The organism is Hymenobacter artigasi, from assembly GCF_012275535.1.
Classification (GTDB): Bacteria; Bacteroidota; Bacteroidia; order Cytophagales; family Hymenobacteraceae; genus Hymenobacter; species Hymenobacter artigasi.
In genome coordinates this window covers 248999-267733 of record NZ_JAAVTK010000006.1, presented here as the reverse complement: position 1 = coordinate 267733, position 18735 = coordinate 248999, and the positions used below count along the sequence as shown (strand labels likewise).

Here is an 18735-nt window from a genome sequence, read left to right as displayed (position 1 = left end):
CGGTTCATCCCTCTCATCCGACGGTTCGGCAACGGGAAGTTGAGGCCGGGGCCGCCCGCGGGCACCTTTGAGCCATCAAACCGCCCGCCGCCATGAAAACTTCGCTACTCCCGCTGCTCCTGCTGCTGAGCGCCGCCCCCGCTGCCTTTGCCCAAACCGCGCCCAGTGCTAAAACTAGCCAGCTCACCAGCTCACCAACGCACCTCAAAGGCACCGTGCGCGATGCCGCCGGCCAGCCCCTGCCGGGCGTGAACGTGTTCCTGAAAACCACCTTCGACGGAGCCAGCACCGACTCGCTGGGCCGCTTCGATTTCCGCACCGACCGCGCCGCCGGCCCGGCCGTGCTGGTGGTGAGCTTCATCGGCTACGTGCCGCAGGAGCTGCTGGTGAGCCTGGGCGAAGGCCCGATTTCCCTGCCCAATATCAAGCTGAAGCTGAACCCCGCCGCCCTCGGCGATGTGGTGGTGACGGCCGGGGCCTTCGAGGCCAGCGACACCAAGCGCGGCACCCTGCTCAAGCCCCTGGACATCGTGACCACGGCCGGGGCCCTCGGCGACGTGGCCGGGGCCCTCAATGCCCTGCCCGGCACCACGCGGGTGGGCGAGGACGGCAAGCTGTTTGTGCGCGGCGGGGCGGCCTCGGAAACCAAGTACTACATCGACGGCCTGCCCGTGCAGACGCCCTACGGCGGCGCGGTGCCCAACGTGGCGGCGCGGGGCCGGTTTTCGCCCTTCCTGTTCAAGGGGCTGGTGTTCAGCACGGGCGGCTACTCGGCCGAGTACGGGCAGGCGCTGAGCGCCGTGGTGGTGCAGAACTCCACGGATTTGGCCCCCGAAACGCAGTCCAGCATTTCGCTGATGAGCGTGGGCGGCAGCCTGGGGCGGACCCGGCGCTGGGAGCGCACCTCCGTGGCCGTGAGCGCCGACTATACGAATCTGGCCCCTTACTACAACCTCGTACCCCAGAATCTGGGCTGGGATAAAGCTCCGCTGGCCCTGGGCGGCTCCCTCAAAGTGGCCCACAAAGTAGGTCAGGCCGGCATGCTGAAACTATACAGCACCTACAGCCGCCAGCGCCTGGCCCTGCGCCAGCCCGATGCCAGCCCCGCCTACGCCGCCGACGGCCACCCCATCACGTTGGGCAACGACAACGCCTACCTCAACGCCACCTACCGGGCCCCGCTGCGCCGTGGCTGGAGCCTGAACACCGGCCTGGCCCTGACCGTGGACGACAACCGCATCAGCCCCGATGTGCAGTCGGTGCGCGACCTCGACCAGTCGGCCGTGGCCCGGCTGGTGCTCACCAACGACTCGGCCAGTACCTGGTTCAACCTCAAAATGGGCCTCGAAGGCTACGCCCAGCGCTACCGCCAGCAGTATCAGCCCACCGCCGAGGCCCCCACGCGGACCCTGGCCGTGGATGAGCAGCGCGGCGCGGGCTTCGTGGAAAGCGAGCTGGTGCTGAGCCACCGCGTGGCCGCCCGCGTGGGGGCACGCACCGAGTACTCGGCGCTTTTGCAGCAGCTCAACGCCGCCCCGCGCCTGGGCCTGGCTTACAAAACCGGCGAGCACAGCCAGCTCTCAGCCGCCTGGGGCTACTTCTACCAGACGCCTACTATCGACCTGCTCCGCATCAGCCACGCCCTCAACTTCGAGCGGGCCGAACACTACAGCCTGCTCTATGAGCGCACCGTGCAGGACCGTACCCTGCGCGCCGAGCTTTACCAGAAAAATTACCGCCAGCTGGTGACCTACGACCGCGCCAACGTTTTCAACCCCGCCGGCTACCAGAACGCCGGCAGCGGCTACGCCCGGGGCCTCGACGTGCTGTTCCGGGACCGCAGCACCTTCAAAATGGCCGACTACTGGATTAGCTACGGCTTTCTCGACACCCGCCGCCAGTACCGGGCCGACCCCGTGGCGGCCATTCCCACCTTTGCCGCCCGGCACAACCTGAGCGTGGTGGGCAAGTATTACGTGGCCAAAATGCACACCCAGTTCGGCTTCACCTACAGCTATGGCTCGCCCCGCCGCTACTTCGACCCCAACCAGCCCGGCTACAACCAGGCCGCCCTGCCCGCCTACCAGGACCTGAGCCTGAACGTGAGCTACCTCACCCACTGGTTCAAGCAGTTCACCATCGTGTACATCTCGGCCAGCAACGTGCTCAACCGGCGCAACATCTACGGCTACACCTTCGCCGGCACGTCTGCTGCCGACGGGCAGTTCCGCAGCGCCGCCGTGCTGCCGCCCGCGCCCCGCATGCTATTCGTGGGCGTGTTCATCTCGATAAATAAGACGACGAAAGTGGATTTGGAGAAGCGGCCGGATTAAGTACCTATCCAAATAGGCGGTCATGCAGAGCGTAGCGAAGCATCTCGCGTGTGGTAGTAATCAGACTTTTTCAACGATTCGAGCGAGATACTTCGCTACGCTCTATGACGTTCAGCTCCCTATCTGGATAGGCTCTAAGCATGGCGCAGGCGCTGAAATGCCAAAAGCGGCCGCCCCTTCTTGTGGGGCGGCCGCTTTTGGCATTTCAGCGCCTGCGCCGGGGTGGCTTACTTCCCGAACCGATACCGCAGTCCCAGCGCGCTGCTGCCCGTGAAGCCCGGTTGAGCCGTGGAGTTGTTCAGGCTGTGGTTGGTAGCGAGGTCGAAGTTGAGTTCAAAGCGCGGGGTGAGGCGGTAGCGCAGGCCCAGGCCGGCTGTCAGCAGGGAGGTGTTGCCGGAGTAGTGTGTGGAAAAGGAAGTGGTTTGGATGGTGCCGGAAAGGTCATCGCTCTGGAAACCGCGAGAGTAGTGCTGGCTATGCACCAGCGTGAAGCCCCCCAGCACGTCAAGCTGCAGGCGGTGGGCCAGCTGGCGCGTGAGCGTGTAGCGGGCCAGGGCCGATACGGAGGTGATGCGCTCCGTAAACGTGTCGCTGTATTGGGAATAGTAAGCGGTGCCGCCGGAGTAGAAGGTGGCGTCGTAGGCATAGGTGCCGGTGCGGCCGCTGTAGGCCCCGCTAAGCTCCAGGGCCAGGCGGGGGCGCAGCTGGTAGCCGGCGGTGAGCTGCACCGGCACCCGGAAGCCGGTGTCGCTCTGCCGCCAGCTGCCCAGGTTCTGGTAGTTGCTGTGGTAGGCGGCCAGGCCCACGTAGAAGCGGGGTGCGGGGGATTGGGCGTGGCCCAGCAGGGGAAAGGCCAGCAGCATAGCGCCGGGCACAATACGGGAAAGAGTCACGGAAAGGGTGTTTAGCGAGGAAGATGAGAACGCCGCCAGGCGCAGCTTATTGCCGCTGGTGTTGCATTGGATGGGGGGCGCAAATCAGGATAGGAGGGGGACGTGTTTCGGGAATCCGTCCGCGCTGTGTATCTCTCCCGCTACTTACCGAACCGGTAACGTACCCCCAGCGACTGCGCCCCGGTGAGGGCATTGGTGCCGTTGATGGCGTTGCCGAAAACGTTGTTTTCGTTGTTCAGGGCTTTGCTCACGGTGAGGTCGCTGGTGAGCTCGAAGCGGGAACTCAGGCGGTAGCGAATGCCCACGCCGGCCGTGAGCAACAGCGTATTGTGCGAGTAGGTGAAGTCGTAGTCGGACGTCTGGACGGTGCCTTGGGAAGTCGTAGACTGGGTGCCGCGCCCGTGCGATTGGGCGTGCTCCAGCCCGAATCCGCCCAGGGCATCGAACTGCAGGCGCTTGGTAAGGTCGTGCGTGAGCGTGTAGCGCACCAGGGCGGAGGCGGACGTGTAGCGGTCCGTCAATTTGCCAGTCGCTTCGTAGCCCGAATAAGGCGGCGGGGTCGAGAGGTCGTAGTATAAGTAGCTCTGGCCGTAGGTACGGCCGCTGTAGGCCACTGCCAGCTGCACCGCCACGCGCGGACTCAGCTGGTAGCCGGCCGTGAGCTGCAGCGGCACCGCGAAGCCGGTAGTGCCGGTGCGCCGGCTGCCAATCTGCTGGTAGAAACTGCTGTAGGCTCCCAGGCCCACGTAGTAGCGGGGCGCGGCCGGGGCTTCGGCGCTGGTTTGGGCGAGGGTGGGCAGGGCGGCGGTGAGGAGCAGGCCGCCGAGGGCAACGGAAAGAAAACGCATGAGCAGGAAGGTGGAAAGTGATTGGGAATACTATTAAGAGCGAATTGGCCGCCCAAGCGTTGCACGGCCGAAACAAGCATCCGCAAAAAAAGCCGCCGCCCGCTGGTCGGCCCCGGCCAACGGTTCATCCGCCTCATCCGACGCTTCGGGAACAGCCGTTTTCACCCGGCCCGGCCCGCTGCCACCTTTGAATCATCAACCACCGCAAATCAGCCCTCACCTTCACCAGTATTCGTCCCATGAAAACCCTCGTCCTCACCCTCGCTTTCGCTGCCGTTTCGCTGGCCGCCGCCGCCCAGTCGCAACCCGCCACTGCTGCCCTGCCGGGTACGACCCCGGCCGCCGCCGCCGCGCCCGCCGATGCCTACACCACCCTGATGAGCGCCACCATCACCGAGCTGATGAGCACCGGCGACCCGGCCGTGCTCAAGGCCGTGGCCGCCAAGCTGGAGCGCGCCGCCACCGTGGCCCCCGCCGACTGGCTGCCCCGCTACTATCAAGCCTATGCGCTGGTCATCAACGTGTTTCAAAGTAAGGAAGACGGCGACGCCAAAGACAAAACCCTCGACCAGGCCGAAACGGCCCTCGCCCAGGCCCGCAAGCTGCACGGCGACGAATCGGAGCTGCTCGCCCTGCAAGCCTACGCCTACCAGGCCCGCCTGGGCATCTCGCCCATGATGCGCTCGCGCAAATACTCCGAGCTGGTGGGCGAGGCCGTGGCCCAGGCCCAGTCCCTGAGCCCCGCCAACCCGCGCCCCTACCTGGTAGAGGCCAACAACGTGAACTTCACGCCCAAAATGTTTGGCGGTGGGCCCGAGGCTGCCAAGCCGCTCTACGTGCAGGCCCAGGCCAGATTTGCGGCCTTCGTGCCCGCCGGCCCGCTGGCACCCAACTGGGGCCAGCGCCAGCTCCAGGGCCGCCTGAAGCAGTACGAAACGCCGGCTACGGCGGCGAAGTAGGGGCAAAACCCAAGAACGTCATGCCGAGCGCAGCCGAGGCATCTCGCGTGCAGCAGTAAACCAATCGATTGAATTACTACCACACGCGAGATGCCTCGGCTGCGCTCGGCATGACGTTCTGTTAACTCTTTCTTCAGCCCCAGCCCCTTACTTTGATGGAAACTTGCCTGCCCCCCGCCATGGCCCCGCCCCATTCCATTCCTTCTGCTATTGACGGCCCGCCGGCCCAGCCCTGGGTCACCACCACCGAGCCGTCGCAGCTGCGCAGCATCTGGGAGCGGCGCTGGTGGATACTGCTGGGCACGTCGGCCTTCGCTTTTTCCAACGAGCAGCAGCCCTGGCTGCACCCGGTCAACTACGGCATCAGCTTCGTGATTTCGCTGCTGTATTTTGTGGGGCTGTGGCTGGCCAACGGCTACACGTCGGACTGGCTGAACCACCGCATGGGCTGGACCGAGCGGCCCGTGCGCCGCCTGCTGCTCACGGTGGGGGCTTCGCTGCTGGCCTCGCTGGCCGTGATTGTGGTGATAGGGGAGGCCATTACGGTGCTGCTGTGGCATAAGTCGCCGGACTTTCTCTTTCGGCATAACATAGCCGGCCAGATGGTGGCCCCGCTGGTGATGACCGTGATTATCTCGCTGTTTATGCACTCGCGCTCCTTTCTGCTGGGCTGGCGCGAAGCCACGGTGCGCGTCGAGCGGCTCGAAAAGGAAACCGCCATAGCCCGCCTCGACTCGCTGCGCCGGCAGGTCGACCCGCACTTTCTGTTCAACTCCCTGAACGCGCTGACCAGCCTGGTGGAGGAAAACGACCCGCCCCGCGCCGTGCGCTTCATCCGCCAGCTCAGCCAGGTGTACCGCTACGTGCTCGACAGCGAAAGTCACGAGCTGGTGCCCCTGGCCGATGAAATCGCCTTCGCCGAAAGCTACCTCTACCTGCAGCAAACCCGCCTCGGCAACGCTCTGGCCGTGGAAATGAACCTGCCGCCCGCCGCCGTGGCTCCGTACTTTGTGCCGCCGCTGGCCCTGCAATTATTGCTCGAAAACGTGCTCAAGCACAACGCCGCCTACCAAGCCGACCCGCTGCACCTGCGCGTGACGCTGGACCCGGCCGCCCACACCCTCACCGTGCGCAACACCCGCCGCCCGCGCCGTTTGGCCCCGGGCGAATCGTCGGGCCGGGGCCTGGCCAACCTGGCCGCCCGCTACGCCTTTCTCACGGATAAGCCGCTGCTGTACGGCGAAGAAGCCGGCGAATTTGTGGTGACGCTGCCGCTTTTAGTCATTTAACAATTGACATTTATCATTTAACAGCCGGTAGGTTTGCAGCAGTATTGCTGGCCGCCTCAGAATGCCTTTACGCTTGGGTGTTAAATGTTAAATGATAATTGTCGAATGAAACTAGCCGCCCTCATCGTCGAAGACGAACCCCTGGCTGCCCGCCGCCTGGCCGACATGCTGGCCCGCCAGCCCGAGCCCCTCGAAATTCTCGGCACGGCCGAATCGGTGGCCCAGGCCGTGGCACTGCTGCGGGAAATAACGCCCGATGTACTGTTTCTCGATATCCAACTCGCCGATGGGCTGAGCTTCGAGATTTTCGAGCAGGTGGCGGTGCGCTGCCCGGTCATCTTCACCACGGCCTACGACCAGTATGCGCTGCAGGCCTTCAAGGTGAACAGCGTGGATTACCTCCTCAAGCCCATTGATGCCGACGAGCTGGCGGCGGCCGTGGCCAAGCTGCGCCAGCGCCTGCCGGCAGCGGCCGCGCCGGCTGCCGCGCCCGCCTTCGACCCCGCGCTGCTGGCCCAGCTCATGCAGCAGATGCAGCAGGCCCTGCCGGGTACCAGCGCGCCGCCCGCCGCCAGTTACAAAACCCAGTTTGTGGTGCGCGTGGGCGAGCACCTGAAAGTGGTGCCCCTCGACCAGATTGCCTATTTCTTCAGCCTCGAAAAAGCCACCTTCCTGCAAACCATCGAGGGCCGCAAATTCGTGGTAGACTACACCATGGACCAGCTCGAAACGCTGCTCGACCCGCGCCGTTTCTTCCGTCTCAACCGCGCCTACCTGGCCCAGCAGACGGCCATTCAGGACATCATCCACTACACCAATTCGCGCCTGCAAACCGTGCTCAAGCCCGCCGCGCCCGACGCGCAGGTGCTCGTGAGCCGGGAAAAGGTGAACGTGTTCAAGAACTGGCTGGACCGGTAGTGAGGTAAGCTTTAGCTTGCCGTATGAGCAATGATACGGCAAGCTAAAGCTTACCTCACGTAGCCCGCAGCCGCCGCAGCTCCAGCGCAAAGCCCGGCAGCAGTGGCCCGGCCACCAATTCCTGGTCGAAGCCCACGATGGGGCGCACGGGCTGGCCGGGCTCGAAAATATAGACTGATTCCGTGCCGGGCGCGATGAGCCAGCCGAGCTTGGCACCGGCTTCGAGCCAGTGCTCCATCTTGCGCATGGTGTCGGGGAGGCGGTCGGTGGGCGAGAGCAGCTCCACCACAAAATCGGGGCAGATGCGGGCGAAACCGCGCCGGTCGTCAGGGCTAAGGGCGTTCCAGCTTTCCTTCGCTATCCAACTGGCATCGGGCGAGAGCATGGCCCCGGTGCTGAGCGTGAAGCCGGAGGACGAATCGAATGTTTCTCCCAATTCCGTGTCAACATTCCAGTTAGCCAGCTGGCGGCTTAGCTCGTTGTTTGATTTTCCGGTTTCGGAATTGGTGGGCGGCATCAAGGAAATTTGATGGTTGGCGTCGCGCTCAATGCGCAGGTCGCGGTTATCCATGCAGAACTGATAGAATTCCTCATCGTTGAGGCGTTCTAACACAGGACTTTTTAGCTTGATGGCAGTCATAGCAATAGGGAATTAGAACAACAAGATACGCCGAAACCTACCCTTCCAGCCAGGCTTTCAGGGCCGGCGCTTTCTCGCGGCTCACCAGCACCTCCTCGGCCGGCGCGGGGGATAATTCGACCAGCAGCTTGCCGCCGAAATGCGGGTGCAGGCGGCGCACGGCCGGCAATTGGGCAATTAGCTGGCGGTTGAGGCGGAAGAATAAAGCGGGGTCAAGCAGGCCTTCGAGCTGCTCCAGGGTGTAGTCGAGCACGAAGCGGCGGCCGTCGGTGGCTACCAGCGTCACGGTTTCGTTCCGGCTCAGAAACCAGGCAGCTTCGGCCACCGGCAGGGGCAACAGCTGCTCGCCCTGCCGCACCAGAAACCGCCGCTTGTAGGGCCGCATGGTATCGAGCATTCGCTCGAGGGAGTTAGGCGCTGGACCGACAGTACCCGCCGAATCAACACTTACCTCTTCGCTCCTGACACTTAGCTCCCACTGGCGCAGCTTAGCTAGGGCGGCCTGCAGCTCGGCCAGCTTCACGGGCTTGAGCAGATACGCCACGCTGTGGGCCTGAAAAGCGCGGATGGCATACGCATCGAAGGCCGTGGTGAAGATGACCGGGCTGGGCACCACGGCCTGCTCCCAGATTTCGAGGCTCAGCCCATCGGCCAGCTGAATGTCGCTGATAATGAGTCCGGGAGCGGGGTGGGTGGCCAGCCAGGCCAGCGCCCCGGCCACGGTGTCGAGCACCGCCAGCACCTGCGCGTCGGGCGCGGCTTGCAGCAGCAGGCGTTGCAGGCGCTCGGCGGCGGGGTATTCGTCTTCGAGGAGGAGAACGGTCATGGCAGTGCGGTAAGCTTTAGCTTGCCGTGGGGGCTACGGCGGGCAGAAAAAGGAGAAGTAACGCCCGGCCTTACCAGGGCAGCAGCGGCAGCCGCACCACGAATGTATCGGGCGTGGCGAGTACCTGCACCGCCGTGGACGCGCCCAGCAGGGCGTAGCGCTGGCGCACATTGGCCAGGCCCGTGCCGGTGCCGGGCACCAGGCCGGCCGTGCGGGGCCGCAGGGTGTTTTCGACCTGCAAGTGCGTGGCGGTTTCATCGGTGCTAAGGTGCAGGTGCAGCGGGTGTTCGCGCGAGGCCACGTTGTGCTTCAGCGCATTCTCTACCAGCAACTGCACGCTGAGGGGCGCTACGTGCCGGGCCAGCGCGGCGGGCGCAATGCTGATTTCTACCCGCAAGTTGTCCCGAAAGCGGGCTTTGTGCAATGCCAGGTAGGTTTCGATGAAGGCCAGCTCCTCGGCCAGGGGCACGGTGGGGCGGCCCTGGGCCAGCAGCACGTAGCGGTACACATCGGCCAGCTGCTCCACAAAATCCTGGGCCGGCGCGTTGCCGGGCTCGATGAGGGCGGCCAGCGTGTTGAGGTTGTTGAACAGAAAGTGCGGGTCGAGCTGGCTTTGCAGGGCATCGAGCTGGGCCTGCGTGGCGGCGCGGGCCAGCTGCTCGGCCCGGCCCAGGCTGGCCTTCCATTCCTGGAAAAAATACGTCGATTCGTAGAGCGTGAGCACGGCCACCGTAGGCACCAAGCTGAAGCGCACCTCCTCCAGCAGCTTGCCAGCCGACAGCAAATGCTCCTCGGGCCGGAGCAGGTGCACCGGTAGTATCAGGGCCACGGTGGCGGCGGTGGTAACGAGCACGGCCAGGCCCGCCAGCGCCCACAGGCGGCGCGGCGTTTGGGCGGGGCTGGGGAAGCGTACCGGCAGACCCCGCCATAGCTGCCGGTTGGCCAGCCAGTAGCCCGTAGTAAAGTATAACCCGATAAGCCAGTGCACCAGCACCAGCGGCCAGCGGCCATACGGCCCCGTGGGCAGGCTAAACGCCGCAATCAGTAGACTCAGCCCCGGAATGCCCCAGAGCAGAAAACGGCGGTCATTCAGCTTAGGCGTCATCGCAATGAAAAAACGCTAAATCAAAGCCTGACCGCCAGGGCGAGCCCCACAAAGCCCAGGGCCATTACCAGGCACAGAGGCGTGTAATAGCGCGTATCGAGGTGGGCAAAGGTAGTATCACGCACCTGCTTGTTGAGGCCCACAAACCTGAAGTCGCCCAGCACGCGCAAGCCCAGGCCAGCCGCTACGGCCCAGTCGGTGGCCCGTAGCCAACTGGCCGGCAGCCCTGCGCTGGCCGGCAGCAGGTGAGCCGTGCTCAACAGGGCCAGCACTAGCAGCACCACTGCCACCGCCCACACCATACCGCGGCCGGGCTGGAATACTACCGCGCCGGTGGAATGGGCCGGCAGCGCCGCCGTGAGGCCCCGGGTGCCGCCCGTGGCCCAATAGGCGTGCAGCCCGGCCAGTGCCAGAAAAATCAGGCTGTTGAAAGTGGTAATAAAAGCAAGCATATTACTGACTGCCAAGATGAATGGATAATGAATGCTGGCTGAAGGTGCCATCTCCCGTTAGCTGGCCCACAGCGGCCGTCCCGCCAGGGCCAGCGCAAACAAGCCCGCCACCGCCCCGGCATACAGCGCCGCGCCGGCCCAGGTGAGGGCAGCGGCCTGCTGCGGCACCGTGCGGCTCAGCGCCCAGCCCAGCAGGGGCAGGGCCTGCAGGGCGTGCATGCCCAGAAAGTGGGCCACGCGCAGGTCGCCGGCGCGGGTGCTCCAGCCCAGCCCGGGCAGGCCGGGGCCGCCGTCGGGTGCGCCCACGGTGTGCTGCAGGTTGTGAATCATAAAGCCGCCCAGCACCGAGCCCACCAGAAACAGCAGCAGCCCCAGGCGCAGGCCCCACACGTAGCCGGCCGGCCCGTGCGGTTGGTAGCGCCAGGCCAGGTACACGGCCCACACAGTCATCAGCGTATTCACCAGGATGAACAGGCCCATGAGCCCGAACAGGATGCCGTTGAGCGGGGTGCTGGCGTTGTAGTGCGAGGTGGTGCCCCGCGCCGCCTGCGTAAAAATTACGGCTTGCTCCACGGCCATGCTCAGGGCCACGCCCCAGCTTAACAGCAGCACGCTGCGTTGGGCGGCGGCGGGCAGGTCGGCCAGCAGCCAGCCCAGCGTCCAGGTAAAGGCCGTGATGGAGAGGGCAAACTTCAGGGGCTTGAGCCAGACCGGTGCGCCGGCCACGAGTCGGTGGTCCAGGAGCAGCAAGCCAAGGGCCAGCGCGGCCAGGGCCACGTTCGCCCAGCCGGTCCAGGACAGGGCGGGGTTCACGCGGTGCAGCACGCGCAGGGCCTCGCGCACCGGGCTGGCAGCTGGGCTGAGCGGCGAAAAAACAGCGGACGAAAGCAAGGCGATTTTCATGAGGTCAGCGCGTTGAAATCAGAAAAAAACAACCAGAATGAAAGGGGTGAACCAGTTGATAATCAGCCCGCCGCCGCCGACAGCGGATGCCGCTGCCGCACCCCGAAATAAAGCAGCAGCCCCACCGGCCCGAACATGAACGTGAGTAGCAGGCAGGGTATCAGCAGCCAGTGCGGCACCCCGCGCCGCTGCGCGTCACGCACTTCCCAGGCCCCCGTCCACATATCGAAGCAGAGGTAGTGCACCCAGCCGGCCAGTAGCGCCCACCGGTCGCGGAACAGCGCCGCCACGGCATCGAGCGACTGAAAGCCGCCTTCGCCGCCGTGCGGCCCCGCGTAGTGCGCCCCGATAAGCACCGCGTAAGCAGCGGCCAGCAGCAGGGGCAGCGCCCCGCTTAACACCACGGCGCGGGTGCCGCGCCAGCGCGGGGCCAGCACCAGCATCGCCCAGCCCAACAGGGCCACGGGATTGGCGAGGGAAAACAGGAAATCGGGCGTGAGCATGGGGCTAAAGCGAAGAAGTTGGGCCAAATCTAGTAGCCCGGCTGGCGGACGGGCCAGCTATTTCGGGGCGAAGCGGCAAAACAACCGGGCGAAACGGCGGTTGTGGCCGGGTGAAATTCCCGACCTTTGCCGGTGGTCCGTTTTTTGGGTTTGATATGGTCTGGTTGTTACGCGTTGTGTGGTTGAGTGTGGGCCTGCTGCCGGTGGGCGCGTGGGCGCAGTCGGCCCCGCCGGCCCGGCCCGATTCGGTGAAAGGCCGGCCGGCCGTGGCGCGCCTGGCCCGCAGCCGCTTCGTGGTGCAGTACGACTCGCGCTACTCCATCCTCAACCACCACCTCACCACCATCAACGGCCTCAAGCTGGGCATCGAGTTCAAGAACCGCTTCCGCACCGGGGCGGCCATCTACTTCCTGAGCACCGGCGTGCCCTCGCGCCAGGCCAAGCCCGACAACGCCGCCGAAGACGCCGACGCCGAAATCCGTTTCCGCTACCTGGCTGCCTACGCCGGCTACGTGCTGCTCGAAAACCGCCGCTGGGAGCTCAGCGCCAACATGCAGCTGGGCCTGGGCTCGGCCTACGTGCTCTACGAAGCCGACGATGGCGACCTCGACAAAACGCCCCGCGATTTCATGGGTATCGTGGAGCCCACGCTGGCCGCGCAGTACCGGGTGTTTCGCTGGGGCGGCATTGGCACGGGCCTGGGCTGGCGGCAGCCGGTGTTCGTGCCCATCGCCATCCAGAAAGAGCTGAACGGGCCGGTATTTTACCTGCGCGCCAACCTATTTCTGGGCGAATTATTCAAGGTGATGAAGGACAAAGAACCGCTCTTCACCCAAACCAACATGCGCTAAGCTGCGCGCCGGTTTTCGCGCTGCCCGCCTACTGGCCCGTGCTGTAGGCGAAGCCCACCGAGAGGGTGGCGTTGGCCCGGGCGCGGCTCTGCACCACCACGCTTTCGTAGGAATAGGTGTAGGACAGGTTCAGGGCCAGGTGCTGGTAGAGCTTGAAGGCCAGCACCGTGGCGCTGTTGAGGCGGTAGTCGCCGCCGGGGTCGCGCAGGCTAGGCTGATAAAAAAACAGCTCCGACGCGCTGAATACGCCCCGGTTCAGGCGCAGCTTGAGGCGGGTAGAATTGCGCACTACGTGCCGGGAAAAATCGGGCTCGGCATTGTAGTCGGTTCGCTCGTTGAGCAGGAAGGTGCTCAGGGCCACCGTGCTGTTGGTGCTGTCGGCATATAGCTGGTAGCCCACGCCGCCGCCCGTGACCAGCCGCCGCGTGATGGCGCGCAGGTTGCTGGTTTCGAACTCGCCCAGCGCGTAGAACTTCCACCGGCGAATGCGGTAGTCGGGCGTGCTGAGCAGCAGCAGCTCGCGCTCGCGCAGGGCCCCGTCCTGCCGGCCGTAGCTGTAGCTGAAGGCCGCCGGAAACTGCCAGTGCCCTGTAGTGAAGCCGCCCGTGTGGCTGGTGCTGAAATACATCCGTTCCACCGTGCCCGTGGTGTAGAGGCCGGTGAGGGCCGCCGTGTAGCGCACGCCGGTGCCGTCCACATTGTAGGTTTCAAACTCGGCCGAGGGCAGCCCGGCCGGCGGCGGGGCCATGCTGCCCGCGCCGTTCACCACCGCCGAATCGGGCGTGGCGGTGCCGGCTGGTTTCTGGTCCTGGGCCCGTGCCGCCGGGCTGGCCAGCAGCCCTGATAACGCCACCAGCAGCCCACAGGAAATTCGAAATCGCATAAACTTACAGGGTGCGTAGTGTGGCCGCCCGGTTGAGCTTGCCCGTGGCCGTTAGCAGAAATTCGGGCACGTAGGTGAACTGCCGGGGCTGCTCGTAGCGCCCCAGGCGGGCCGCCAGCAGCACTTTCAGCCGTGTTTCCTGCGCGGGCGTCAGCGCCGGACCTTCGATGAAAGCCGTTACGGTCTGGCCCAGGCGCTCGTCGGGCTGGCCGGCCACAAAGCAGCGGCGCGCCGCCCCGATTTCGGCCAGCGCCACATCCAGCACCAGCTCCACTTTCTCGGCGGGCACCTTCACGCCGCCCGAGTTTATCACGAAATCGGCCCGGCCCAGCCACTCAAACGTGTGCGCGTCGAGCAGCTGCACCACGTCGTTGGTGATGATGAGTTGGTCGTCGGTCACGTCGCCGCGTAGGGTGAGGCAGCTGCGCTCATCCTGCCCCGCCGCAATGCCCGTGAGCACCCGGAAGCTGGTGGCGGCGTGCGGCCCGTTCAGGCGGCGCAGGGCGACGTGCGAGCATGTTTCTGTCATGCCATAGGTGAGCCACACGGCGGCTTTCACGGATTGTACTTCCTGTTGCAGCGCGGCATCGGCGGGCGCGCCCCCCACCAGAAATGCCTTCATTTTATCGAGCCGGGGCGCGTGGCCGGCCGCCAGCACGGCTTTCAGCTGCAGCGGCACGAAGGCCGAAAAATCGAATTCCGCGGCGGCGGCTACGTAAGCAAACGGGTCGGCGTGCGGTTCCACGATGGTGAGGTGCAGGTTGCGCTCCAGCCCGCGCACCAGCATCATCATCCCGCCGATGTACTCGCAGTTGAGGCAAACCAGCGCCCGGTCGCCGGGGCCAAGGTCGAAGAAATCGGCCGTGCGGCGGGCCGACGCTTCCAGCTGCCGCCGCCGCAGCGTGATGGCCGAGGGCGTGCCCGTACTGCCCGAGGTGTGCAGCACAAATTCCTGCGTGCCGTTCAGCCACTGCCGGACAAAATCCAGCACCTTGGCCTCGTAGCCGTTCACGGGCACATTAAGCTGGGCGGGGTATTCGCGGATGGCCGCGTAGGTGAATTCGCGGCCGTTGAGGAGGAGGGAGGTGGGAAGTAAATCGGAAGCCATAGAAGTCGAAATAAAGGCCGGTGGCCGGGGCCTCAAGCCAGCAGCCACCGCTGATACGTCTCGGCCGAAGGCTGCGTTTGCCAGCCCAGCGCCAGCAGCACCGCCCCGCAAAGAACGAGGTCGAGCGGCTTGTGGCTGATAACGTACGACGCAAGCAAGGGCAGGGCCAGCAAGCCCAGTAAGCTATTGCGCAGCAGCACACGCCCTTGGTAAATGCGCAGGTTTTCTTCGGCCGGCCGGCGCACATTGGGCCGTAGGTAGCGCGAAACCACGAACAGCAGCCCGCCCACTACCGGCAGCAGCGCCAGGAGCCCCAGCAAAACCGGCCATGTAGTGAGGGCCGGTTCCAGGGTCGGCCCCACGGCCATCCGGCCGCTGGCCCCCAGCAGCCCCCCGCCCATCAAAAGGCCCTGCACGGGGTATTGCAGCCAATGCCACCGCCGAATGCGCCGGATATTCAGGTGAAACTCAGCAGTAGTCATGGCCGTGAAATGGGGAAGGTATTCCCGTTGCTTCAACAGCCTAACTGCATATAAGTATTGCAGGCTGAGGGCCAGCATGGCAGCGGAGGTGGGGCGATGCCTGAACCCGGGGGGCAAGGGCTACTCGAACCGGCGCAGCCCCAGCCAGCTGCCGCCGTTGTGCACCTCGGTAAAGCCCTGTTTTTGCAAAATGCCGCGCGCCGCCGAGCTACGCATGCCCGAGGCGCAGCAGGTGATTACGGGCTTGGTTTTATCGAGCTTGCCCAAGCCGGCGGGCAGGGTGTCGAGGGGCAGGTTGAGCGACTTTTTGAGGTGGCCGCCCTGGTATTCGCCCTTGCTGCGCACGTCGATAATAGTGGCCCCGGCCGCGATGAGCGCGCCCAGGTCCGGCCCCGGCTTCCGGCCGAATAGTTTTTTCAGGAAGTCCATCATGCGGCGAAGATAGGGCGGGAAAGGGCGGGCCTTCCTCGCTCCAAACAACCGGAAAAGTGCACACCTGGCTTGGTTTTCTCCCTCAAAAAGTGTAACTTACTCCCAGCGAACTAATTCCCACCGCCATGAAACCTGAACTCGTCACCCCGGTAACTGCCCCTTCCGTGCCCGTCCGCTTCGAGGTTCACTCAGCTGCTAATGAGCGGCCGGCCGTTACCCCCGCCAAGGCCCTGAAAAAAGCCCGCAAGCGTGAGCGGCTGCGCTTCTTCCTGGCCTGGTGCGCCGGCTGTCGATTCATGAGCGGCAGCTTCTGAGGGGTTTGATTGATGAGGGCGGTACTGCCAATGAAGCTGGTTAGGAATTTCAACAATACCAGAACGTCATTCCGAGCGCAGCCGAGGAATCTCGCTCGGGCTGGCTTGGGTATCGTTCACCGATTCACGCGAGATTCCTCGGCTGCGCTCGGAATGACGTTTTTGCTATTTTCGGGTGCTTTTTAAATAGCTTCAATACCAAAAAAATGCCCGTAGCGCAAGCCACGGGCGTTTTTGTCAGGCTGCGGCAACGCGATTCAGCCACCGCTTACGGAAATTTTGGAAATTTCGAGAAGTCGGGCTGGCGCTTCTCCATGAAGGCTTCGCGGCCTTCCTTGGCCTCGTCGCTGAGGTAGTAGAGCAGCGTGGCGTTACCGGCCAGCTCCTGAATGCCGGCCTGGCCATCGAGCTCGGCGTTGAAGCTCGACTTGAGCATGCGCAGCGAGAGCGGGCTTTTCTGAAGGATTTTGTGGCACCAGGCCACGGTGGTTTCTTCCAGCTTATCGAGGGGTACCACTTTGTTTACGAGGCCCATATCGAGGGCTTCCTGGGCATCGTACTGGTCGCAGAGAAACCAGATTTCGCGGGCCTTTTTCTGGCCTACCACGCGGGCGAGGTAGGAGGCCCCGAAGCCACCGTCGAACGAGCCCACGTTGGGGCCGGTTTGGCCGAAGCGGGCGTTGTCGGCCGCAATGCTCAAATCGCACACCACATGCAGTACGTGGCCGCCGCCAATGGCCCAGCCCGCCACCATGGCAATGACCGGCTTGGGAATGGAACGGATGATTTTCTGCAGTTCCAGCACGTTGAGGCGGGGGAGGGTGTCCTCGCCCACGTAGCCGCCGTGGCCGCGCACGCTCTGGTCGCCGCCCGAGCAGAAGGCCCGGCCGCCCTCACCGGTGAGGATAATCACGCCGATATCGGTGCGGTCCTGGCACATGCGCATGGCCTCAATCATCTCCTGCACCGTGAGCGGCGTGAAGGCGTTGTGCACCTGCGGCCGGTTGATGCTGATTTTGGCGATGCCGCCAAACTGCGTGAAGAGAATTTCTTTGAACTCCTTAATCGGGGTCCAGCTAATGGGTTCTGTCATAAAAAAAAGGTTTTTCTCCGCGAACCTCCGCGTACTCCTCTGCGGACCTCAGCGAGAAATAAAGTAGGGTTTCTCGCTGAGGTCCGCAGAGGAATACGCGGAGGTTCGCAGATAGGGTTACGAAAAAGCTTGTTTCACCGCCGCCCGGTATTCCTCAAAAAACGCCGCGTTGGTCATCGAGTCAGTGAAGACTTCCAGAATGGCCGCGCCGGTTTCGGCTGCAAAGAAAACCGGTAGCGCGGCTTCTAGTTCTTCAAACGATGAAACCGGGAAGTAGCGCAGGTTAAAATCCTTGGCGGTGTTCTCGGCCGTGAGTAGCTGGCGCGTCTCGAAAAACTCCTCCAGCTCCGGCTGCTGGCGTGGCCCGTCGATAATACGGAAGATGCCGCCGCCATGGTTGTTGAACAGCACCACCCGCAGGTTGGGCACGGGGTAGTTGTGCCAGAAGGCGTTGCGGTCGTAGAAAAACGCCACGTCGCCGGTCAGCAGCACTACCGGGCGCTCCGGCTGGGCCAGGGCCGCGCCCACGGCGGTAGAGTTGCAGCCGTCGATGCCGCTGGTGCCCCGGTTGGCGAAAACTTCAATTTGCTTGCTTTGCGGGAGGCCGAGGATGTTGGCGTAGCGCACGGCCATGCTGTTGGCCAGGTGCAGAGCCGTGGTTTCGGGCAGCGCCGCCAGCGCGTGGCGGAAGGCTGAAAATTCGTTGAAGGGCTGGGCTTCGTCCGTGAAAAAATGGTTGATAAATTCGGAAGACTGCTGATTTGTACGACGCCAAATCTTGCCATACGGCATGGCTTGCACGCGCATTTCCTGGGAGAATTCGTGCGCGAAATCGCTCAAAAAAACAAATGGACTGGTGCGAATAACTTTTGTTAGTGAGCGAAATACGTCGGCCACCTGACCGCCATGCGGCTGAAGATGCCATTGCTGCTCCGCTGGATATTTACGCAGATATAATTTCAGCGATTTTGATATCAACGACTTCCCTAAAGTAATTAGCAGGCTTGGACGTAATGATTCCCGAAATTCCTCATTAGCACTGCTAAGAAAAATATCCTGCGACATGACGGTTGGGATATTTGCCGAGAGGTTGCTAATAGAATCTGCAACTACAGTAGCTCCAGACTGATGCGCAAAATGCTTAAGGGCTTCAGCCAACGACGAGTCGCTGATATGCTGGCCAACGACTACCAGAATGCGATTTAAAAGGTCATTGTAAGACGGCGCTGCATGAGCCTCCGCATAAAATGTATTGGAAGGCACATCTGCATCATCCCGAATAATCTTCACATCCTGCTCATACTGAATTTCCTCGCCCGGCTTCGGATAAATCGGCTCGCGCAATGGCACGTTCACCTGCACCGGCCCGGCGGGCGCGGCCTGCGCCAGGTTAATCGCCTCGTTTACAATGCGCGCCGAATACCACTTAGCATCCGGGTGCGTGGTATCGACCGGAAACTCGAACGCGCCCTTGGCGTGCGCGCCGTATAAATTATGCTGCCGGATGGTCTGCCCATCGAGCTGGTCAATCCATTCCGGCGGCCGGTCGGCGGTAAAAATCACCAGCGGAATCTGCTGGAAAAAGGCTTCGGCCACGGCCGGCGCGTAGTTCAGACCGGCCGTTCCTGACGTGCACACCAGCGCCACCGCCCGCCGTTGCGCCTGCGCAATGCCCAGCCCGATGAAGGCGGCGGCCCGCTCATCGGGCACCACGCGCACGTTCAAACCGGGGTGGCGAGCGAAGGCCAGCGTGAGCGGGGCCGAGCGCGAACCCGGCGATAAAACGACATCGGTAATGCCGTGGCGGGCGCAGATTTCGGCAATGTTATAAACGGCCTGCATCGGTTGAATTAAAAATTAAAAATGAAGAATTAAAAATTGAGCTGAATATGTGAAATGGGCC

The 18735-nt window shown here is 63.7% G+C and carries 20 protein-coding genes; 6 read left to right on the top strand and 14 right to left on the bottom strand.

From position 1 onward, the window contains the following. The first annotated feature begins 92 nt into the window (after window positions 1–92). Window positions 93–2333 carry a TonB-dependent receptor gene (locus tag HBN54_RS12180; RefSeq protein WP_168673482.1) on the top strand — a complete coding sequence of 747 codons (2241 nt, stop codon included), beginning with the start codon at window positions 93–95 and terminating at the stop codon, window positions 2331–2333. A gap of 227 nt (window positions 2334–2560) precedes the next feature. Here HBN54_RS12180 and HBN54_RS12175 read toward each other — a convergent pair whose 3' ends face one another. After that, window positions 2561–3226: an outer membrane beta-barrel protein gene (locus HBN54_RS12175; protein WP_168673481.1), complete on the bottom strand. Its 666-nt coding sequence runs from the start codon at window positions 3224–3226 to the stop codon at window positions 2561–2563. 140 nt (window positions 3227–3366) lie between these two features. Beyond that, entirely contained in the window at window positions 3367–4074 is a 708-nt protein-coding gene (locus HBN54_RS12170) for an outer membrane beta-barrel protein (protein WP_168673480.1), read from the bottom strand. A gap of 239 nt (window positions 4075–4313) precedes the next feature. Here HBN54_RS12170 and HBN54_RS12165 point away from each other — a divergent pair, with 239 nt between their 5' ends. From HBN54_RS12165 to HBN54_RS12155, 3 genes are all read left to right on the top strand, one after another. Then, window positions 4314–5033: a hypothetical protein gene (locus HBN54_RS12165; RefSeq protein ID WP_168673479.1), complete on the top strand. Its 720-nt coding sequence runs from the start codon at window positions 4314–4316 to the stop codon at window positions 5031–5033. 155 nt (window positions 5034–5188) lie between these two features. After that, window positions 5189–6322, top strand: coding sequence for a sensor histidine kinase (locus tag HBN54_RS12160; RefSeq protein ID WP_168673478.1), 1134 nt, complete (start codon window positions 5189–5191; stop codon window positions 6320–6322). 105 nt (window positions 6323–6427) lie between these two features. Further along, a complete protein-coding gene (locus HBN54_RS12155; protein ID WP_168673477.1) occupies window positions 6428–7240 on the top strand; it encodes a LytR/AlgR family response regulator transcription factor in 813 nt (270 codons plus the stop codon). Window positions 7241–7295: 55 nt separating this feature from the next. Here HBN54_RS12155 and HBN54_RS12150 read toward each other — a convergent pair whose 3' ends face one another. From HBN54_RS12150 to HBN54_RS12125, 6 genes are all read right to left on the bottom strand, one after another. Beyond that, a complete protein-coding gene (locus HBN54_RS12150) occupies window positions 7296–7880 on the bottom strand; it encodes a Uma2 family endonuclease (protein WP_168673476.1) in 585 nt (194 codons plus the stop codon). Between the two features lie 37 nt (window positions 7881–7917). Continuing rightward, window positions 7918–8706, bottom strand: coding sequence for a LytR/AlgR family response regulator transcription factor (locus HBN54_RS12145; RefSeq protein ID WP_168673475.1), 789 nt, complete (start codon window positions 8704–8706; stop codon window positions 7918–7920). Window positions 8707–8776: 70 nt separating this feature from the next. Then, window positions 8777–9811 carry a sensor histidine kinase gene (locus HBN54_RS12140; protein WP_168673474.1) on the bottom strand — a complete coding sequence of 345 codons (1035 nt, stop codon included), beginning with the start codon at window positions 9809–9811 and terminating at the stop codon, window positions 8777–8779. Between the two features lie 20 nt (window positions 9812–9831). Next, window positions 9832–10263 carry a DUF3995 domain-containing protein gene (locus tag HBN54_RS12135; protein WP_168673473.1) on the bottom strand — a complete coding sequence of 144 codons (432 nt, stop codon included), beginning with the start codon at window positions 10261–10263 and terminating at the stop codon, window positions 9832–9834. A 57-nt stretch (window positions 10264–10320) separates the two neighbouring features. Further along, window positions 10321–11166 (bottom strand): hypothetical protein, encoded by an 846-nt coding sequence (locus HBN54_RS12130; RefSeq protein WP_168673472.1) that lies wholly within the window; start codon window positions 11164–11166, stop codon window positions 10321–10323. Between the two features lie 62 nt (window positions 11167–11228). Continuing rightward, window positions 11229–11669 (bottom strand): ABA4-like family protein, encoded by a 441-nt coding sequence (locus tag HBN54_RS12125; protein ID WP_168673471.1) that lies wholly within the window; start codon window positions 11667–11669, stop codon window positions 11229–11231. Window positions 11670–11824: 155 nt separating this feature from the next. On the opposite strand from HBN54_RS12125, the gene HBN54_RS12120 reads away from it, so the two are divergent. Continuing rightward, a complete protein-coding gene (locus HBN54_RS12120; RefSeq protein WP_168673470.1) occupies window positions 11825–12520 on the top strand; it encodes a hypothetical protein in 696 nt (231 codons plus the stop codon). 28 nt (window positions 12521–12548) lie between these two features. Here the strand turns inward: HBN54_RS12120 and HBN54_RS12115 are convergent, their stop codons facing one another. The 4 genes from HBN54_RS12115 to HBN54_RS12100 all read right to left on the bottom strand — a co-directional run bounded on the left by HBN54_RS12115 (window position 12549) and on the right by HBN54_RS12100 (window position 15425). Further along, the gene (locus HBN54_RS12115; protein WP_168673469.1) at window positions 12549–13403 is read right to left on the bottom strand and encodes a DUF481 domain-containing protein; all 855 of its coding nucleotides are present in this window, start codon (window positions 13401–13403) and stop codon (window positions 12549–12551) included. A 4-nt stretch (window positions 13404–13407) separates the two neighbouring features. Beyond that, entirely contained in the window at window positions 13408–14511 is a 1104-nt protein-coding gene (locus HBN54_RS12110) for an AMP-binding protein (protein ID WP_168673468.1), read from the bottom strand. 32 nt (window positions 14512–14543) lie between these two features. Then, window positions 14544–14993, bottom strand: a complete 450-nt coding sequence (locus HBN54_RS12105) for a hypothetical protein (RefSeq protein ID WP_168673467.1) — start codon at window positions 14991–14993, stop codon at window positions 14544–14546. Between the two features lie 120 nt (window positions 14994–15113). Then, a complete protein-coding gene (locus HBN54_RS12100) occupies window positions 15114–15425 on the bottom strand; it encodes a rhodanese-like domain-containing protein (RefSeq protein WP_168673466.1) in 312 nt (103 codons plus the stop codon). Window positions 15426–15550: 125 nt separating this feature from the next. Here HBN54_RS12100 and HBN54_RS12095 point away from each other — a divergent pair, with 125 nt between their 5' ends. After that, the gene (locus tag HBN54_RS12095; protein WP_168673465.1) at window positions 15551–15739 is read left to right on the top strand and encodes a hypothetical protein; all 189 of its coding nucleotides are present in this window, start codon (window positions 15551–15553) and stop codon (window positions 15737–15739) included. 268 nt (window positions 15740–16007) lie between these two features. Here HBN54_RS12095 and menB read toward each other — a convergent pair whose 3' ends face one another. Both menB and menD read right to left on the bottom strand, forming a co-directional pair. Next, window positions 16008–16832 (bottom strand): 1,4-dihydroxy-2-naphthoyl-CoA synthase, encoded by an 825-nt coding sequence (menB, locus tag HBN54_RS12090; protein ID WP_168673464.1) that lies wholly within the window; start codon window positions 16830–16832, stop codon window positions 16008–16010. 117 nt (window positions 16833–16949) lie between these two features. Continuing rightward, the gene (menD, locus tag HBN54_RS12085) at window positions 16950–18674 is read right to left on the bottom strand and encodes a 2-succinyl-5-enolpyruvyl-6-hydroxy-3-cyclohexene-1-carboxylic-acid synthase (RefSeq protein WP_168673463.1); all 1725 of its coding nucleotides are present in this window, start codon (window positions 18672–18674) and stop codon (window positions 16950–16952) included. Between the last annotated feature and the right edge of the window lie 61 nt (window positions 18675–18735).

Excerpts from the sequence above, each read along its gene's own strand:
- HBN54_RS12180 (WP_168673482.1), top strand. The coding sequence starts at position 93 with ATGAAAACTTCGCTACTCCCGCTGCTCCTGCTGCTGAGCGCCGCCCCC.
- HBN54_RS12170 (WP_168673480.1), bottom strand. The coding sequence starts at position 4,074 with ATGCGTTTTCTTTCCGTTGCCCTCGGCGGCCTGCTCCTCACCGCCGCC.
- HBN54_RS12165 (WP_168673479.1), top strand. The coding sequence starts at position 4,314 with ATGAAAACCCTCGTCCTCACCCTCGCTTTCGCTGCCGTTTCGCTGGCC.
- HBN54_RS12160 (WP_168673478.1), top strand. The coding sequence starts at position 5,189 with ATGGAAACTTGCCTGCCCCCCGCCATGGCCCCGCCCCATTCCATTCCT.
- HBN54_RS12155 (WP_168673477.1), top strand. The coding sequence starts at position 6,428 with ATGAAACTAGCCGCCCTCATCGTCGAAGACGAACCCCTGGCTGCCCGC.
- HBN54_RS12150 (WP_168673476.1), bottom strand. The coding sequence starts at position 7,880 with ATGACTGCCATCAAGCTAAAAAGTCCTGTGTTAGAACGCCTCAACGAT.
- HBN54_RS12145 (WP_168673475.1), bottom strand. The coding sequence starts at position 8,706 with ATGACCGTTCTCCTCCTCGAAGACGAATACCCCGCCGCCGAGCGCCTG.
- HBN54_RS12140 (WP_168673474.1), bottom strand. The coding sequence starts at position 9,811 with ATGACGCCTAAGCTGAATGACCGCCGTTTTCTGCTCTGGGGCATTCCG.
- HBN54_RS12135 (WP_168673473.1), bottom strand. The coding sequence starts at position 10,263 with ATGCTTGCTTTTATTACCACTTTCAACAGCCTGATTTTTCTGGCACTG.
- HBN54_RS12130 (WP_168673472.1), bottom strand. The coding sequence starts at position 11,166 with ATGAAAATCGCCTTGCTTTCGTCCGCTGTTTTTTCGCCGCTCAGCCCA.
- HBN54_RS12125 (WP_168673471.1), bottom strand. The coding sequence starts at position 11,669 with ATGCTCACGCCCGATTTCCTGTTTTCCCTCGCCAATCCCGTGGCCCTG.
- HBN54_RS12120 (WP_168673470.1), top strand. The coding sequence starts at position 11,825 with ATGGTCTGGTTGTTACGCGTTGTGTGGTTGAGTGTGGGCCTGCTGCCG.
- HBN54_RS12115 (WP_168673469.1), bottom strand. The coding sequence starts at position 13,403 with ATGCGATTTCGAATTTCCTGTGGGCTGCTGGTGGCGTTATCAGGGCTG.
- HBN54_RS12110 (WP_168673468.1), bottom strand. The coding sequence starts at position 14,511 with ATGGCTTCCGATTTACTTCCCACCTCCCTCCTCCTCAACGGCCGCGAA.
- HBN54_RS12105 (WP_168673467.1), bottom strand. The coding sequence starts at position 14,993 with ATGACTACTGCTGAGTTTCACCTGAATATCCGGCGCATTCGGCGGTGG.
- HBN54_RS12100 (WP_168673466.1), bottom strand. The coding sequence starts at position 15,425 with ATGATGGACTTCCTGAAAAAACTATTCGGCCGGAAGCCGGGGCCGGAC.
- HBN54_RS12095 (WP_168673465.1), top strand. The coding sequence starts at position 15,551 with ATGAAACCTGAACTCGTCACCCCGGTAACTGCCCCTTCCGTGCCCGTC.
- menB (WP_168673464.1), bottom strand. The coding sequence starts at position 16,832 with ATGACAGAACCCATTAGCTGGACCCCGATTAAGGAGTTCAAAGAAATT.
- menD (WP_168673463.1), bottom strand. The coding sequence starts at position 18,674 with ATGCAGGCCGTTTATAACATTGCCGAAATCTGCGCCCGCCACGGCATT.